14 protein-coding genes are annotated in these 16,248 nt (G+C 74.8%); 6 read left to right on the top strand and 8 right to left on the bottom strand.

What is annotated here, in order from left to right; genetic code table 11:
* Positions 1-301: 301 nt before the first annotated feature.
* Together ACFY3N_RS30050 and ACFY3N_RS30045 are read left to right on the top strand one after the other, a co-directional pair.
* Positions 302-3,100 carry a DEAD/DEAH box helicase gene (locus ACFY3N_RS30050; protein WP_390819926.1) on the top strand — a complete coding sequence of 933 codons (2,799 nt, stop codon included), beginning with the start codon at positions 302-304 and terminating at the stop codon, positions 3,098-3,100.
* On the top strand, positions 3,097-4,368 hold the full coding sequence (locus ACFY3N_RS30045) for an SWF or SNF family helicase (protein WP_390819925.1): 1,272 nt from the start codon (positions 3,097-3,099) through the stop codon (positions 4,366-4,368). The genes ACFY3N_RS30050 and ACFY3N_RS30045 overlap by 4 nt, the downstream gene beginning before the upstream one ends.
* Before the next feature lie 550 nt (positions 4,369-4,918).
* Here ACFY3N_RS30045 and xylA read toward each other — a convergent pair.
* Positions 4,919-6,085 (bottom strand): xylose isomerase, encoded by a 1,167-nt coding sequence (gene xylA / locus ACFY3N_RS30040; protein ID WP_390819924.1) that lies wholly within the window; start codon positions 6,083-6,085, stop codon positions 4,919-4,921.
* 114 nt (positions 6,086-6,199) lie between these two features.
* On the opposite strand from xylA, the gene xylB reads away from it, so the two are divergent.
* Positions 6,200-7,645: a xylulokinase gene (gene xylB / locus ACFY3N_RS30035; protein ID WP_390819923.1), complete on the top strand. Its 1,446-nt coding sequence runs from the start codon at positions 6,200-6,202 to the stop codon at positions 7,643-7,645.
* A 98-nt stretch (positions 7,646-7,743) separates the two neighbouring features.
* On the top strand, positions 7,744-8,952 hold the full coding sequence (locus ACFY3N_RS30030) for an ROK family protein (protein ID WP_390819922.1): 1,209 nt from the start codon (positions 7,744-7,746) through the stop codon (positions 8,950-8,952).
* 22 nt (positions 8,953-8,974) lie between these two features.
* Here ACFY3N_RS30030 and ACFY3N_RS30025 read toward each other — a convergent pair whose 3' ends face one another.
* Positions 8,975-9,346: a DUF4180 domain-containing protein gene (locus tag ACFY3N_RS30025; RefSeq protein ID WP_390819921.1), complete on the bottom strand. Its 372-nt coding sequence runs from the start codon at positions 9,344-9,346 to the stop codon at positions 8,975-8,977.
* Positions 9,347-9,461: 115 nt separating this feature from the next.
* On the opposite strand from ACFY3N_RS30025, the gene ACFY3N_RS30020 reads away from it, so the two are divergent.
* Positions 9,462-9,857 (top strand): luciferase family protein, encoded by a 396-nt coding sequence (locus ACFY3N_RS30020; RefSeq protein WP_390819920.1) that lies wholly within the window; start codon positions 9,462-9,464, stop codon positions 9,855-9,857.
* Between the two features lie 21 nt (positions 9,858-9,878).
* On the opposite strand, the gene ACFY3N_RS30015 is transcribed toward ACFY3N_RS30020, so the two are convergent.
* The 6 genes from ACFY3N_RS30015 to ACFY3N_RS29990 all read right to left on the bottom strand — a co-directional run bounded on the left by ACFY3N_RS30015 (position 9,879) and on the right by ACFY3N_RS29990 (position 15,181).
* Positions 9,879-10,073, bottom strand: coding sequence for a hypothetical protein (locus tag ACFY3N_RS30015; RefSeq protein WP_390819919.1), 195 nt, complete (start codon positions 10,071-10,073; stop codon positions 9,879-9,881).
* A gap of 102 nt (positions 10,074-10,175) precedes the next feature.
* Entirely contained in the window at positions 10,176-11,039 is an 864-nt protein-coding gene (locus ACFY3N_RS30010; protein ID WP_390819918.1) for a phosphatidylinositol-specific phospholipase C/glycerophosphodiester phosphodiesterase family protein, read from the bottom strand.
* Between the two features lie 176 nt (positions 11,040-11,215).
* Positions 11,216-12,301 carry an acyl-CoA dehydrogenase family protein gene (locus ACFY3N_RS30005; RefSeq protein WP_390819917.1) on the bottom strand — a complete coding sequence of 362 codons (1,086 nt, stop codon included), beginning with the start codon at positions 12,299-12,301 and terminating at the stop codon, positions 11,216-11,218.
* On the bottom strand, positions 12,298-13,536 hold the full coding sequence (locus ACFY3N_RS30000; RefSeq protein ID WP_390819916.1) for an acyl-CoA dehydrogenase family protein: 1,239 nt from the start codon (positions 13,534-13,536) through the stop codon (positions 12,298-12,300). The genes ACFY3N_RS30005 and ACFY3N_RS30000 overlap by 4 nt, the downstream gene beginning before the upstream one ends.
* Positions 13,533-14,510 carry an NADPH:quinone oxidoreductase family protein gene (locus ACFY3N_RS29995; protein WP_390819915.1) on the bottom strand — a complete coding sequence of 326 codons (978 nt, stop codon included), beginning with the start codon at positions 14,508-14,510 and terminating at the stop codon, positions 13,533-13,535. The genes ACFY3N_RS30000 and ACFY3N_RS29995 overlap by 4 nt, the downstream gene beginning before the upstream one ends.
* A gap of 95 nt (positions 14,511-14,605) precedes the next feature.
* Positions 14,606-15,181 carry a helix-turn-helix domain-containing protein gene (locus ACFY3N_RS29990; protein ID WP_390819914.1) on the bottom strand — a complete coding sequence of 192 codons (576 nt, stop codon included), beginning with the start codon at positions 15,179-15,181 and terminating at the stop codon, positions 14,606-14,608.
* A gap of 77 nt (positions 15,182-15,258) precedes the next feature.
* Here ACFY3N_RS29990 and ACFY3N_RS29985 point away from each other — a divergent pair, with 77 nt between their 5' ends.
* The gene (locus ACFY3N_RS29985) at positions 15,259-16,203 is read left to right on the top strand and encodes an NAD(P)/FAD-dependent oxidoreductase (protein WP_390819913.1); all 945 of its coding nucleotides are present in this window, start codon (positions 15,259-15,261) and stop codon (positions 16,201-16,203) included.
* The last annotated feature ends 45 nt before the right edge of the window (positions 16,204-16,248 follow it).

Genomic DNA, 16,248 nt, shown 5'->3' with positions numbered 1-16,248 from the left:
GCGCCCCGGCGGGGCCCGGGGGGGGGCCCCCCCCCCCCCCCGCGCGGGGGGCGGGCGCCCCCCCCCCCCCCCCCGGCCCGGCGGGGGGGGGCCCCCCGCCCCGCCCCCCCCCACGACGGCACCTCCATGGTGACCCGGCTCACAGCACAGGCATACCCGACCGGCACCGCTCGTGCTGTACCCTCGGCGACTCCGGCTTCACTAGTCAAGTTTGAGGACTCCTGTCATCGCTGCGCAGACGACTCCCCCGGCACCCTCCTCCGCACCCTCCCCCCACTCCGAACTGGCCGGTTGTCCGGCCGTGTTCGTACCGGGCGATCCCGCCCGCACCGGCCGGGTCGCGTTCTGGCGGCCCGACGGCTCGCCCCCGCCGGCCGCGAACGCGGCGTCGGCCGAGGACCTGACCGTCGTGGTGCCCGGCGACGACGGGATCGAGGCAGTGCGTGTGCCCGCCACCGTGCTGCCGGTGCGCGACGCGCTCCCGTTCCTCACGCGCGCGCGTGCCGGTGGCACGGGGCACCGGGCCACCCTCTTCTGGGGGGCCGCCGCCGTGCACGCCCTGTACCTGGCGGCGCGCGGTCTGCTGCTGCCCGGCCTCTCCCCCGCCGACCACGACGCCTGGCGCGTCGGCCCGCTGGACGCGGAGGACGTCGAGGCGATCCGCCGGCTCGCCGCCTCGATGCCGCCCGAGGCGCACGCGATGCCGCTGGACGGCATTGAGCCACCGCGACTGCCCGACCCCGAACGGCTGCTGCGCGCCTTCCTCGACGCGGTCGCCGACACCCTCCCCCGCTCCCCCGCCGCCCGCCTCGCGACCGGCACCGCCGCCTTCGCGGCACCGGGGCCGCAACGGCTGCCCGGACTGCGGACCTGGGCCGCCGACATCGCCGCGGGCCACGACGCCGGCGTACGGCTGTCGCTGCGGATCGAGGTGCGCGGGCTCACGGACGCCGCTGACGCCGCGGACGTGTCGTTCCGGGCCGTCCTCCAGATGCACGGCGTGCACGACCCCGCCCTCGTCGCGGACGCCGCCGAGGTGTGGGCCGGTGCCTCCCCCGCGGCCTTCGGCTCCCGCGCGCGGACGGACGCCCTGCTCGCGCTGCGCCGCGCGGCGCGGGCCTGGGCGCCGCTCACCCCCTTGTTGTCGGCGGCCGTGCCGGACGCGGTGGACCTCGCGGAGGAGGAGGTCACCGAACTCCTCGGCGCCGGAGGCCGGATGCTCGCCGGCGCGGGTGTCGACGTCCACTGGCCCAAGGAGTTGGTCCGTGAACTCACCACCCGCGCGGAGGTCGGTCCCGCCGACGACGGGCCGGGGGCCCGAAGGACCGGGTCCGCGGACGGGCCGTCGTTCCTGTCCGCCGACGCGCTGCTCGCCTTCGACTGGTGGTTCGCCCTGGGCGACCGGCGGCTCACGCGCGGGGAGCTGGACCGGCTGGCCGAGGCGAACCGTCCTCTCGTACGGCTGCGCGACCAGTGGGTCCTGGTCGACCCGCAGGAGCTGGCCCGGGCCCGCGCGCGCCAGGACCGCAGGATCACGCCGGTCGACGCGCTCGGTGCGGCCCTGACGGGCTCCGTGGAGGTCGACGGCAGCCTGATCGAGGTCCGGCCCACCGGGTGGCCGGCGGACCTGCGGGACCGGCTCGCGGACCCCGGGGCGCAGGAGCCCGTCGAGCAGCCCGCCGCCCTCGCCGCCACGCTGCGGGACTACCAGCGGCGCGGCCTGGACTGGCTGGCCCGGACGACCTCCCTGGGCCTGGGCTGCTGTCTCGCCGACGACATGGGGCTCGGCAAGACCGTCACCCTGATCGCCCTGCATCTGCACCGCCAGGCCGATCCCGGGTCCGCGGGCCCCACGCTCGTGGTCTGCCCGACCTCCCTGATGGGCAACTGGCAGCGGGAGATCGAGCGGTTCGCGCCCGGCACACCGGTGCGCCGCTTCCACGGCGCGCGGCGGACGCTGGACGACCCGGCCGACGGCGGGTTCGTGCTCACCACGTACGGCACCATGCGGCTGGACGCCTCCCGGCTCGCCGAGGTCGCCTGGGGCATGGTCGTCGCCGACGAGGCCCAGCACGTGAAGAACCCGTACTCCTCGACGGCCCGCCGGCTGCGTTCCATCGGCGCACGCGCGCGCGTGGCGCTCACCGGCACGCCGGTGGAGAACAACCTGTCGGAACTGTGGGCGATCCTCGACTGGACGACTCCCGGCCTGCTGGGCCGGCTCGGCACCTTCCGGCGGCGGTACGCGGACGCCGTCGAGGGCGGGCAGGATCCGGCCGCGGCGGACCGGCTGGCCCGTCTGGTGGGGCCGTTCCTGCTGCGCCGCCGCAAGTCGGACCCCGGGATCGCGCCCGAGCTGCCGCCCAAGACGGAGACCGACCACACCGTGTCGCTCACCCAGGAGCAGACGGCGCTGTACGAGGCCGTGGTGCGCGAGGCGATGGCCGAGATCGCCGGCGCCGGCGGCACGGCGCGGCACGGACTGATCGTGAAGCTGCTGACCGGCCTGAAGCAGATCTGCAACCACCCGGCGCAGTTCCTCAAGGAGGAACGGCCGGTGGTCGCGGGGCGGTCGGGAAAGCTGGAGCTGCTGGACGAACTCCTCGAGACGATCCTCGCCGAGCAGGCCGGTGTCCTGGTGTTCACGCAGTACGTGCGGATGGCCCGGCTGCTGGAGCGCCATCTGGCCGCACGGGGCGTACCGGCGCAGTTCCTGCACGGCGGCACACCGGTCGCCGCACGCGAGGAGATGGTGCGCCGCTTCCAGGACGGCGGGGTCCCGGTCTTCCTGCTGTCGTTGAAGGCGGCGGGGACCGGGCTGAACCTCACCCGCGCGGAGCATGTCGTGCACTACGACCGCTGGTGGAACCCCGCCGTCGAGGCGCAGGCGACGGACCGTGCGTACCGCATCGGCCAGACCCGGCCGGTGCAGGTGCACCGCATCATCGCCGAGGGGACCGTCGAGGACCGCATCGCCGGTCTGCTGGAGCGCAAGCGTGAGCTGGCCGACGCGGTCCTCGGCTCCGGCGAGGCGGCGCTCACCGAACTGACCGACGCCGAGCTGGCGGAACTGGTCGAACTCCGAGGGGGACTGGGATGACCCGGTACGACGGTGACGGGGCCGGCGTGGAGCGCACCTTCGCCACGCTGCCGCCCGCGCGGGGGCGTGGTTTCGCGCAGACCTGGTGGGGCCGGGCCTGGCTGACGGCGCTGGAGGGCACGGCGCTGGACTCCGGGCAGCTCAGGGCGGGCCGCGGGCTCGCCCGCGCGGGCGCGGTCGGCGCGGTGTCGGTACGGCCGGGACGCATCACGGCGGTCGTGCAGGACCGGGACCGTACGGCCCACCGCGCGGACGTGCTGCTGCAGGAGCTGTCCGGGGAACAGTGGGACCGCTTCCTGGACATGACCGTGGAGCGGGCCGGGCATGTCGCGGCGCTGCTCGACCGCGAGATGCCGACGCACCTGGTCGAGGACGCGGAGCTGGCCGGCGTCGAACTGCTGCCGGGCCTCGGCGACCTGGAGCCGGAGTGCGACTGCGGCGCCTGGGACCACTGCGGTCACACGGCGGCGCTGTGCTATCAGGTGGCCCGGCTGCTGGACCAGGACCCGTTCGTCCTGCTGCTGGTGCGGGGACGGGGCGAACGCGCCCTGCTGGACGCGCTCCGGGCTCGGGGCGACGCGTCCGCCGGGCGGCCCGCCCGGGGTCCGGAGGGCGTGGACGCGGCCGAGGCGTACGCGGCCGGTGACATCCTGCCGTCGCTCCCCGGCCCTCCCGCCCTTCCCGTGGAGCCGGGGGTTCCGCCGTCGCTGGAGACGGGGGCGGAACCCGTGGCCGGGATCGATCCGTCCGCGCTGGAGTTCCTGGCCGCCCGGACCGCCGTGCAGGCCCACCGGTCGCTGGCCCGGGCACTCCGGGACGGGCACGAACGGCAGCCCGTGGAGCCGGAACCGGCCGTCGCGCGGGACGCGGTGCGGCTGGCCGCCGGGGAGCCCGGCCGCGCGGTGGCGGAGCGGCTCGCCGAGGGGTCGGGGCGCGGCCGGGAAGGGCTGGCCGTGGCCGTACGGGCCTGGCGGCACGGCGGTGCGGCGGCCCTGGCCGTGCTCGACGAGGAGTGGACTGTGGACGGCGAACGGCTGGCACGCGCGCGTGCCGCCCTCGACTCGGCGTGGGACGAGGACGAACGGCCGGTGCTCCGGGCCCGGGCCAACCGGTGGACGGTGGTCGGCGCACCCGTCCAGCTGCGCCTGGACCGCGAGGGCCGCTGGTGGCCGTACCGCAGCGAACGCGGCCGGTGGGTCCCGGCAGGGGGCTGCTCCCAGGACCCGGCGACGGCGCTGGCCTCGGCGGAGCGCGCACTCGACGGATAGCCACCGGCCGGGTCCCCGCCCCGCCCGCGGCACCCGGCCCGCGACGGACCCCGGCCGCCGTACCGCGGGGAACGCGGCCGCCGGGCCTCGGCGGGGACTACCACGGCGCCGGCCTCGGCGGAGGTCCCTTCGGGGGAGCGTGCCCGGCGTGGGGTTCCCCGTGGCGGGCCCGCTCCCTGCCGCCGGCGTGCGCCCCACGGTCGTACGGTGCACGGGGCGCGCCTGCAAGTTGCGTGGCGAGCCGGCTCGGGCCGCGCCCTCGCACGCGGGACGTCGCCGCCAGGAGGCCCCGCGCCGGCGCGGACACGGGCCGGCGCGGACACGGGCCGGCGCGGACACGGGCCGGCGCGGACACGGGCCGGCGCGGGCGTGGGCCCGCGCGGGCGTGGGCCCGCGCGGTCGCCGCGCCCCGGGCTCCTGCGCACGCGCGCAGCGCCTGCCACGACCGGGTGCGGACCACGCCGAGGGCGTGGCCCGCACCCGGACAGGTGCGCGAGGGCGTGGCCGTCCCGTGGCAGGGGCGGGACGGCCACGCCCTCGCGGCCGGGGTTCAGCCCCGGGCGCCCAGCAGGTGGTCCATCGCCAGCTGGTCGAGGCGCTCGAAGGCCATGCCCCGCGCGGCGGCCTCGTCGACGTCGAAGTCCTCGAAGGCGGACCGGTCGTCGAGCAGGGCCTGGAGGCCGTCGGCCGCCGTCGGCTGGGCCAGCTGGTCCAGCCGGGCCGCGCGCAGCGCCTCCTGCACCTCCGGGTCGGCGCGGAACGCGGCCGCGCGCTCCTTGAGGATCAGGTAGTTGCGCATGCAGCCGGCCGCCGAGGCCCACACGCCGTCGAAGTCCTCGGTCCGCGGCGGCTTGAAGTCGAAGTGCCGCGGTCCCTCGTACCCGGCCGACTCGAGGAGGTCCACCAGCCAGAACGCGGCCCGCAGGTCGCCCGCACCGAAGCGGAGGTCCTGGTCGTACTTGATGCCGGACTGGCCGTTGAGGTCGATGTGGAAGAGCTTGCCCGCCCACAGCGCCTGCGCGATGCCGTGCGGGAAGTTCAGACCGGCCATCTGCTCGTGGCCGACCTCCGGGTTGACGCCGTACAGCTCCGGGCGCTCCAGGCGCTCGATGAACGCCAGGGCGTGGCCGACGGTGGGCAGCAGGATGTCGCCGCGCGGCTCGTTCGGCTTGGGCTCGATGGCGAAGCGGATGTCGTAGCCCTGGGCGGTGACGTACTCGCCGAGCAGGTCGAAGGCCTCCTTCATGCGGTCGAGGGCGTCCCGCACGTCCTTGGCGCCTCCGGACTCGGCACCCTCACGGCCGCCCCAGGCCACGTAGGTCTCGGCGCCGAGCTCGACCGCGAGGTCGATGTTGCGGATGGTCTTGCGCAGCGCGTAGCGGCGCACGTCGCGGTCGTTCGCGGTGAACCCGCCGTCCTTGAACACCGGGTGGGTGAACAGGTTGGTGGTGGCCATCGGCACCTTCATGCCGGTGTCGTCCAGCGCCTGCCGGAACCGCTTGACGTGCTCCTCGCGCTCGCTGTCGCTCGAGCCGAAGGGGATGAGGTCGTCGTCGTGGAACGTGACGCCGTGGGCGCCCAGTTCGGCCAGGCGCCGCACCGACTCGACCGGGTCGAGGGCACGCCGCGTGGCGTCACCGAAGGGGTCCCGTCCCTGCCAGCCGACGGTCCACAGTCCGAAGGTGAACTTGTCCTCGGGGGTGGGCTGGTAGTTCATGCCGCGGCTCCTTGCTCGCTGAGGCTATTTCGTCATGGCGGTTTACAAATTAGTATGCAGGAACATTTCTGGGAAGAGACACACCCCGCCGGGGCGCGGAAGAGGGAGAGACCGATGTCAGCAGCCGAGGGTCCGCTCGTCGTCGGCGTGGACACATCCACCCAGTCCACCAAGGCGCTGGTCGTCGACGTGGCCACCGGCCGGGTCGTCGCGAGCGGCCAGGCGCCGCACACGGTGACCTCGGGGGCGGGCCGGGAGAGCGATCCTCGCCAGTGGTGGGACGCGCTCCGCGAGGCGCTGCGCCAGTGCGGCGAGGCGGCGCACGAGGCCGCCGCGGTGTCGATCGGCGGGCAGCAGCACGGCCTGGTCACCCTGGACGGGCACGGGGAGCCGGTCCGTCCGGCGCTGCTGTGGAACGACGTGCGTTCCGCGCCGCAGGGCCGCCGGCTGATCGAGGAGCTGGGCGGCGCGAAGTTCTGGGCCGAGCGCACCGGAAGCGTGCCGGCCGCCTCCTTCACGGTCACCAAGTGGGCCTGGCTGGCGGAGCACGAGCCGGACGCGGTGCGCGCCACCAAGGCGGTCCGGCTCCCCCACGACTACCTCACCGAGCGGCTCACCGGGGAGGGCACGACCGACCGCGGCGACGCCTCGGGCACCGGATGGTGGGCTTCGGGGACGGAGGCGTACGACGAGGAGATCCTCGCGCACGTGGGCCTCGACCCGGCGCTGCTGCCGCGCGTGGTGCGCCCCGGGGAGGTCGCCGGGACCGTGCGCGACAGCCACGACCTGCCGTTCTCCAAGGGGACCCTGGTGGCCTGCGGCACCGGCGACAACGCCGCCGCCGCGCTGGGCCTCGGGGTGCGTCCCGGCACGCCGGTGATGAGCCTCGGCACCTCGGGCACCGTGTACGCGGTGACGCAGCGCAGGCCGGCCGATCCGACCGGCACGGTGGCGGGGTTCGCCGACGCCCGCGGCGACTGGCTGCCGCTGGCCTGCACGCTCAACTGCACGCTGGCCGTGGACCGGGTCGCGGCGCTGCTGAACCTGGACCGCGAGGCCGTCGAGCCCGGGGGCGGCGTCACGCTGCTGCCCTTCCTGGACGGCGAGCGCACCCCGAACCTCCCCCACGCCTCCGGTCTGCTGCACGGGCTGCGCCACGACACCACCGGCGGGCAGCTGCTCCAGGCCGCCTACGACGGTGCCGTGTACTCCCTGCTGGCCGCGCTCGACCTCGTCCTCGACGAGGACGCCGACCCGTCGGCGCCCCTGCTGCTGATCGGCGGCGGCGCCCGGGGCACCGCCTGGCAGCAGACCGTACGGCGGCTGTCGGGGCGGTCCGTCCAGGTGCCCGGGGCCAAGGAGCTGGTCGCGCTCGGTGCGGCGGCGCAGGCGGCCGGGCTGCTCACCGGGGAGGACCCGGCCGCGGTCGCCCGGCGCTGGGACACGGCGGCGGGCCCGGTGCTGGAGGCCGTGGAGCGGGACGAGGAGACGCTGGCCGGGCTGGCCGGGGTACTCTCCGACGCGGCCCCGCTGCTCGACCGCGGTACGACCGCCGGCTGACGGCACCCGCCGGCACGGCGCCGGCCGGAGACACCGGCCGGCCGGCTGTGGCGGCCGTCGGCGCACGACGACCGCGGAGACCGAGGAACGACGGAGGAATGAGCGCACCGCTGCACAAGGCCCGCCCGGCCGGTCCGGGGCGCGCGCTGCCCGACACCCAGCAGGGCATGCGCCGCCGCAACCTCTCGCGGGTGATGCACACCGTCAGGGCCGAGGGGCCGCTGTCCCGGGCCGGTGTCGCCTCCCGCATCGGGCTGACCCGCGCGGCGGTGTCCACGCTGGTCGACGAGCTCATCCGCTCGGGCCTGCTGGAGGAACTGGGCCCGGAGCGGCCCGGACGCGTGGGCCGTCCCGGTTCGGCGCTCGCCGTCAGCGGGCGCGGCCCGGCGGGGATCGGTGCCGAGGTCGGCGTCGATCACCTCGCGGTCTGCGCGGTCGACCTGCGCGGCCGGGTCAGGTCGCGGGCGGTGCGGCACGTCCCGAACCGGGACCGCTCCCCCGGGCCGGTGCTCGGGGAACTCACCGAGCTGACGGAGCGGGTCGTCGCCGAGGTGGAGGGCGAGGGCCTGTGGCCGGCGGGGCTCGCGGTGGCCGTACCGGGTCTGGTGGCGCGCGACGCCCGGACCGTCGTGCGCGCCCCGAACCTCGGCTGGCTCGACACGGACCTCGGCGACCTGCTCCCGGCGGGCCTGCCGCTCACCGTGGCCAACGAGGCCAACTTCGGCGCGCTGGCCGAACTGTGGCTCGGCGAGGACACCCCGCGCGACTTCCTCCATGTGTCCGCCGAGATCGGTATCGGTGCCGCGGTCGTCGTGGACGGGCGGCTGCTGCACGGAAACCGCGGCTTCGCCGGCGAGTTGGGCCACGTACCGGTATGGCCGGACGGGCCGGGGTGCGCCTGCGGCGGGCGGGGTTGCCTGGAGCAGTACGCCGGTGAGGAGGCGGTGCTGCGCGCGGCCGGACTGGAGCCGGGCGAGGACCGCGTCGGCCTCCTCGCGGGCCGCGCCGAGCAGGGCGACGCGGCCGTACGGCGCGCCCTGGAGGAGGCGGGGACGGCACTCGGGATCGCCCTGACCGGGGCGGTCAATCTGCTGGACCCCGAGAGCGTGGTGCTGGGCGGAGCCCTCTCCGGGCTCGCACCCTGGCTGCTGCCGTCGCTCCGCTCCGAGCTGGCCCGCCGTACCGCGGGGCCGGCCTGTCCCGTCTCCGTGTCCCCGCTGGGGTCCGAGGGCCCGCTGCTGGGCGCGGCGCACTCGGTGGTGCGGGGAGTCCTGGACGACCCGGCGGCGGTGGCCGAACGGGCCTGACGCGCGCCCCGGGACACGCGGCCTACCCGCGCGCGAGCCTCTCCTCGAGTTCCGCGCGGTCGGCGACGAACCACATCTGGCGGCCGCGGTTCGCCTCCCGCACGAAGTCGCGCAGGGCGTCGCTCTCCGCAACGCGGGAGGCGATGTCGCCGACGATCACCAGACGGAGCCGGTAGTTGACGAACTTCTGCACCACGTCCCCGGCGACTCCCGAGCGCAGGGCGAAGAACTCGTCGGCCACCCGTTCGACGGGGACGGCCACCACCTCCGCGTGACAGCCCATGGCATCGCCGATCAGATCGAGGGCGGTGGCGCCGCCGCTCAGCTTCGGGCCGTCCTGGTCGCACACGAGGACGGGAACGCCGTGCCAGGTCATCAACTCGTCGACTGCCATGACATGATCGTATGTCAGGTTCTCACCGGTGTTCCGGCAACCTCACCACCTCACCTCTCGATTACGAATCGCCCAACTCCTGGTGTCCGGACGTTGAGCGGGTGACGATGAGGGCATGACACCGGCGCAGCGAGCCATGGAGCGACTGCTCACCTGGTCCGATCTCACGGCCTGTCCGGCCGGTTGCGGCACGGGGCAGGCGCTCCGCACCACCCGTGACGAGATCGTCCACTTCCACTCCGCGCGGGACGTGGACCTCCACCTCACCCGTCGGGCCATCCAGCGCTTCCACTACGACCTGGGCGGGTCGAGCGCGATACAACTGGTGCCGGACTCGGGCTGGGTGACGGTGCATCTGGACTGCGCCACGGACGTGGACCTGCTGCTCAGTCTGGTGAGCGTCGCCCTCAAGGCGCACCAGAACAGGCCCCCGTCCACGCCGCCGGCATCGGCGGGGTGCAACTTCCACCGCGTCACCGTGCTGCCGCGGGAGCCGGTCACCGACCGCTGAACCGCGTTCGGCGCGGTGGTCTCACGGCCGCAGACCGCCGACGATGTCGGCGGTCGCCGTGAGGCCGCTGTGGATCGTGGGCGCGATGCTCGTACCGGCCAGGTAGAAACCGAGCAGCAGGCAGACCAGCGCGTGGGAGATCTTCAGCCCGCCGTTGCGCAGGAAGATCACCGCAAGAACCGAGAGCAGCAGCACCACAGAGATGGAAATGGCCATCGTCAACCTCCTCCGCCACATCCGTTTCGCGGCGTTCGGCCGCAAGTGTGGCGTAGCGGAGGGTTCGTCCGGGCGGCTGACCTGTCCCCCGAACGTGTGGTGTCACGCCCGCCGGTGGGCGTCGAGGAAGGATTCCAGGCCCGCGAGGTCGTCCGTGTTGAGGTGGTCCACGTCCGCCGCCACCAGTTCGCCCCAGAGCGCGTCGCGGGCGGGCCCCGGCAGGTCGGGGGTGGCCCAGAACCGCACCCGCTGCCCGCGCGCGTGGGCGGTGCCCACGATGTCGCGCAGTTTCCGGCGCTCGGCGTCGGGGAAGGCGCCGACGCCCCGCCAGGTGAAGTTGAGCGTCCAGTTGTCGCTGATCAGCGGGACGAGGGAGGCCGGAGCGGTGCCGCCGAGGTCGGCGAGCCGGCCGTCGTAGAAGGCGTGGCGGACCTTCTGGGCCTCCATGGGGGCACGGGCCGCGCGGTCGCCGGAGACGACCGCGGTGACCGGTCCGGGCAGCACCCTGCCGTGGGCGCAGGTGGTGAACAGATGCCGGTGGCGGCGCAGACGGCGGTGGAGTTCGAGGTAGGTGGACGCGCCCTCGGTCTTGATGTCGATGAGCAGCTGGAGCGGCCCGCGGTGTCCGCGGTACACCGAGCCGTGGTGGGCGCGGACCCGGGCGGCGAGCGGGTCGAGATAGAGGGACTCGAGGGTGCGGGACGGGTCGAGGTCCTCGGGGTCGTGGGCGACGAGGAGTTGGCCGCCGACCAGGTGGACGTCGGCCTCGACGCTGCCGAAGCGGTGGTCGAGGGCGTCGAGGAGGGGACGGGGGTGCTCGTAGTCGTTGTGGGCGTGGGCTCGCCACAACGGGCGGGGTCGGCGCTTTTGTTCGCCGGCCAGTGCCTGGGCCGCGGGGAGGGCGACCGGGCCGGCGAGGGCGGCGCCGAGGGTGGTGAGGGCTCTGCGACGGGTGGTGAGGGCCATGCTCTGCCTCCCTGGAAGGGCCTGCGGACCTCAGTGAGTATGAGGTCCGCAGGTGTCCAAGGGGCATGCTCACGCGGGGAGTTGGCCGATCCGCCGCCGGTCGTTCACCTCACCGGAGCGGGACGCGCGAAGAAGCCCGCCCCCGGTGGGGCGGGCTTCTTGCGTGATTCGACCGGTCAGGGCGCCCGCAGGTCGACCAGTTCCGCCAGCGCCTCGCGGTGGGCGCCCGCCGTGCCGTAGGCGATCGAGTCGGCCTTGGCCCGCTTGAGGTGGAGGTGCACCGGGTGTTCCCAGGTCATGCCGATGCCGCCGTGCAGTTGCAGCGCCTCCTCGGCGGCCCGGACCGCGACGGGCGCGGCGTAGGCCTGGGCGACGACGACCGCCACGTCGGCGTCCTCGCCGGTCGCGAGCGCGTCGGCGGCGCCCCGGGCGGCGGCGCGGAGGTTCACGACCTCCAGCCACAACTGGGCGAGCCGGTGCTTGAGCGCCTGGAAGCCCCCGACGGGGCGGTTGAACTGCGTGCGGTCCTTCAGGTGGCGGACGGTCTCCGTCAGCGACCAGTCGGCGAGGCCGAGTTGCTCCGAGGCGAGCAGTCCGGCACCGGCCCGCAGGGCGCGGTGCACGGCGGTCGCCGCGTCGCCCAGCCGGTGCCCGGGCGCGCCGTCCAGGGTCACCCGGGCCACCGGTCGGGTCAGGTCCAGGGAGACCTGCGGGGTGACGGTGACCGCGTCGGCCCGCACCGCGTACAGCCCGCCGTCGTCGGCCGGTACGAGCAGGACGTCGGCGACGGCGGCGTCCGCGATGCCGGTCAGCTCCCCGTGCAGCGTGCCGCCCGCCGTCCGCACGGTGGCGAACGCGGCGCCGGGAGCGGTGTGCAGGCCGACGGCGAGGGTGCCGATCACGCGCCCCGACGCCAGCCCGGCGAGCAGGTCGCCGCCGTCCCGGCAGGCCAGCAGCGCCTCGGTGGCCACCACGGCGCTCGTCAGATACGGCACGGGAGCGACCGCGCGTCCCAGCTCCTCCAGGACGACGGCGGCTTCGCGGTGGGTGGCGCCCTGGCCGCCCCGTTCCTCGGGGACCAGCAGGCCGGCGAGGCCCATGCCGTCGGCGAGCGCCTTCCACAGGGACAGGTCGTGCGGGGCGTCCGACTCGGTACGGGCGATCACGCCCGCCGCGTCGCAGTGATCGGTGAGCAGGTCCCGGACGGCGGCGCGCAGCGCCTCTTCCTCCTCCGAGTACAGCAGATCGGGCTGTGCGCTCATCGGGCCAGGTCCTTCCAGGCGACGTCCTTGTCGGTGCGCGGCTCGGCGGGCAGGCCCAGGACGCGCTCGGCGACGATGTTCAGCAGGACCTCGCTGGTCCCGCCCTCGATGCTGTTGCCCTTCGAGCGGAGGTACCGGTAGCCGGCGTCGCGGCCGGTGAAGTCGACCAGTTCGGGGCGGCGCATGGTCCAGTCGTCGTACAGCAGGCCCTCCTCGCCCCTCAGTTCCACCTCCAGGCCGCTGATCTCCTGGTTGAGGCGGGCGAAGGCGAGCTTCAGGCCGGCGCCCTCGGGGCCGGGCTGTCCGGCGACGAGCTGCTGGCGCAGGCGTTCGCCGGTGAGCCGGGCGACCTCCGCCTCGACCCAGAGCTTCAGCAGCCGCTGGTGCAGGTCGTGGGTGCGCAGTCCGGGCCGTTCGCGCCAGGTCTTCGCGACCGGGCCGATCATGCCGCCCTCCCGGGGCAGCCGCATGCCGCCGATGGCGACGCGTTCGTTGTTCAGGGTGGTCTGGGCGACCCGCCAGCCGTCGCCGACCTCCCCGAGGCGGTGGGCGTCGGGGATGCGGACGTCGGTGAGGAAGACCTCGTTGAACTCGGCCTCACCGGTGATCTGGCGCAGCGGCCGCACCTCGACGCCGGGGTCGGTCATGTCGCACACGAAGTAGGTGATGCCCCGGTGCTTGGGCACGTCCGGGTCGGTGCGGGCGATGAGGATGGCCCAGCGGGCGAGGTGGGCACTGGACGTCCACACCTTCTGCCCGTTGACCACCCAGTGCTCGCCCTCCCGGACGGCACGGGTGCCGAGCGCCGCCAGGTCGGAGCCGGCGCCCGGCTCGCTGAACAGCTGGCACCAGACCTCCTCGCCGGTCCACAGGGGCTTCAGGAAGCGCTGCTTCTGCTCCTGCGTGCCGTACTGGAGGATGGTCGGCGCGGCCATGCCCAGGCCGATGCCGATGCGGCGCGGGTCGTTGTCGGGGGCCCCGGCGGCCTCCAGTTCGGCGTCCACGACGGCCTGCAGGGAGCGCGGGGCGCCGAGCCCGCCGAGCCCTTCGGGGAAGTGCACCCAGGCGAGTCCGGCGTCGAAGCGGGCGCGCAGGAAGTCGAGGCGGTCGGTGTCGGTGGACGAGGGGTGCGGGCCCGCAGGGCCCTCGCTCGAGGGTGGCGGCGGGAGGCGGGTGGGCGGGTGCGCGGCCAGCAGTTCCTGGGTGCGGCGGCGCAGTTCGGCGGCGTCGGTCATGCGGCGGCTCCGTTCTCCGGCGAGGGCAGCACGGCGACGCGCCCGGTGGTGACACCGTCCGCGACCCGCTGTACGGCGTCGGCGGCCCCGGCGAGCGGCACGCGCTCGCTCACCAGCGGTTTGATCGCGCCCCGCGCGGCGAGTTCGGTGAGCTGTTCGTGGCAGTGCCGGACCAGCCCGGGGTTCTTGGTGTTGTACAGGCCCCAGTGCAGGCCGAGGATCGCGTAGTTCTTGACGAGGGCGTGGTTCAGGGCGGGACTCGGGATGGACCCGCTCGCGAAGCCGACGACGACGATCCGGCCCTCGAAGGCGACGGCCTTGGCGGACTGGGCGTAGGCCTGGCCGCCGACGGGGTCGTAGATCACGTCGGCGCCCCGGCCGCCGGTGGCCTCCTTCACGGCGGCGACGACGTCCTGCTCGCGCCGGTCGATCACCACGTCACAGCCCAGCTCACGGGCGACGGACGCCTTCGCGGCACCGCCGACCACGCCGATGACGGTGGCGCCCGCCGCCTTGCCGAGCTGCACGGCCGCGCTGCCGACCCCTCCCGCGGCGGCGTGGACGAGCAGGGTCTCGCCGGCCTCCAGACCGGCCCTGCGGTGCAGGCCGAACCAGCCGGTCTGGTAGCCGATGTGCAGGGCGGCGGCCTCGGCGTCGTCCAGCGCGTCCGGCGCGGGCAGCAGCGCGGCGGCGTCCGCGACGGCGTATTCGGCGAAGCCGCCGTACGGCAGCGCGGGGTTGGCGATCACGCGGCGCCCGTCCTCGGTCTCGCCGCAGATCTCCACGCCCGGGGTGAACGGCAGCGGCGGCCTGACCTGGTACTGGCCCCGGCACATCAGCGCGTCCGGGAAGTTGATGTTGGCGGCACGCACCTTCAGCAGGACCTGCCCGTCACCGGGCGCCGGGCGCGCCGCCTCCGCGAGGTGCATCACCTCGCCCGGCTCGCCGAGCTCGTGCACTTGCCATGCCTGCATGCGGGGCCTCCACGGGAGCGTGAACGTCGTGTTCGCCTGACCGGGTCCACCGCATACTAAGCGGTCGCTTGCCCATCGGGGAACAGTCTCGTCCGTCACGTCCGCCTGGGCCGCGCCCGTACGTGCATCCGCTCCCCCTGCGGCCCGAACAGGCTGAGGAACTCCACCGGCCCCTCCCCCGTCGATCCGAACCAGTGCGGCACACGGGTGTCGAACTCGGCCGCCTCCCCCGCCGCGAGCACCACGTCGTGCTCGCCGAGCACCAGCCGCAGCTTCCCGGAGAGCACGTACAGCCACTCGTAGCCCTCATGGGTACGCGGTTCGGGTTCGAGCCTCCGCCGCGGTTCCAGCACCTTGTACGCCTGGAGGCCGCCGGGCTGGCGGGTGAGCGGCCAGTGGGTGCGGCCGTGGCGCCGGATCGGCTCGGACGCCCGGATGCGCGGATCGCCGACCGGCGGCGCGCCGACCAGTTCGTCCAGCGGCACCTGGTGGGCCTGCGCGATCGGCAGCAGCAGTTCCAGACTGGGTTTGCGCAGTCCGGACTCCAGCCGGGAGAGGGTGCTCACGGAGATGCCGGTCGCCTCGGACAGCGCCGCGAGGGTCACCTCCCGCTCCTTCCTGATCCGCCGCAGCCGGGGGCCCACTTCCGCGAGAACGTCGTCCGTAGTCATACCGGTATTGCAGATTCGGCAAAGTCGTTTGTCAATGCGGCAGCGGTCGGGGAACTGTCGTGGTGGAGGTGGTCACGATGAACGAGACATTCGGAAGCGAGACGTACGACGTGGTGGTCGTCGGCGGCGGGGCGGCGGGGCTGTCCGCCGCGCTGGTGCTCGGCCGGGCCCGGCAGCGCACGCTGGTCGTCGACGCGGGCGAGCCGCGCAACGCGCCCTCGTCGCACATGCAGGGCTATCTGTCCCGGGACGGGATGGCGCCGGCCGAGTTCCTGGCGCTGGGCCGGGAGGAGATCGCGCGCTACGGCGTACAGCTCGTCCGGGACCGGGTGACGGACGTCACGAGGGACGGGGACTTCACCGTCGCGCTCGGGGCGGGACCGGCCGTACGGGCCCGGCGGCTGGTCGTCACCACCGGGCTGCGGGACGAGATGCCGGCGGTCCCCGGGGTCGCCGAGCGGTTCGGGCGGGACGTGCTGCACTGCCCGTTCTGCCACGGCTGGGAGGTGCGCGACCAGGCGTTCGGTGTGCTCGCGTCGAGCGCGTCGAGCGTGCACCAGGCGCTGATGGTGTCCCAGTGGTCGAAGGACGTCACCTTCTTCCTGCACGGGGTGGCCGAGGAGGAACTGTCCGACCAGGACCTGCGCCGGCTGGCCGCCGCCGGGGTCGGGGTGGTGCCCGGTGAGGTCGCGGAGCTGGTGGTCGAGGACGACCGGCTCACCGGGGTGCGGCTGGCCGACGGCACCACGCACGCCCGTTCCGTGCTCTTCGTCGGACCGCGCCCGGTGCCGCGGACGGGTCTGCTGGAGCGGCTGGACGCCGAGATGAACGAGACCCCCTTCGGCACGTACCCGGTGATCGACTCGACCGGTCTGACCACGGTGCCCGGGGTCTGGGCGGCGGGCAACGTGATCGGCTTCTCCGAGCAGGTGGTGCACGCGGCGAGCGGCGGCTACCGCGCGGCGGCCGCGATCGTCGGGGACCTGCTGATGACCGGCCTGGACGCCGCGGTGGACGGGTAGGCGCCGGACGGCGGGGGTGTGGAGCGCCCGTCTCCGGAGCACTAT

The sequence above is a fragment of the Streptomyces sp. NPDC000348 genome (genome assembly GCF_042898795.1).
GTDB lineage: Bacteria > Actinomycetota > Actinomycetes > Streptomycetales > Streptomycetaceae > Streptomyces.
This window is presented reverse-complemented; position numbering and strand designations above follow the sequence as displayed.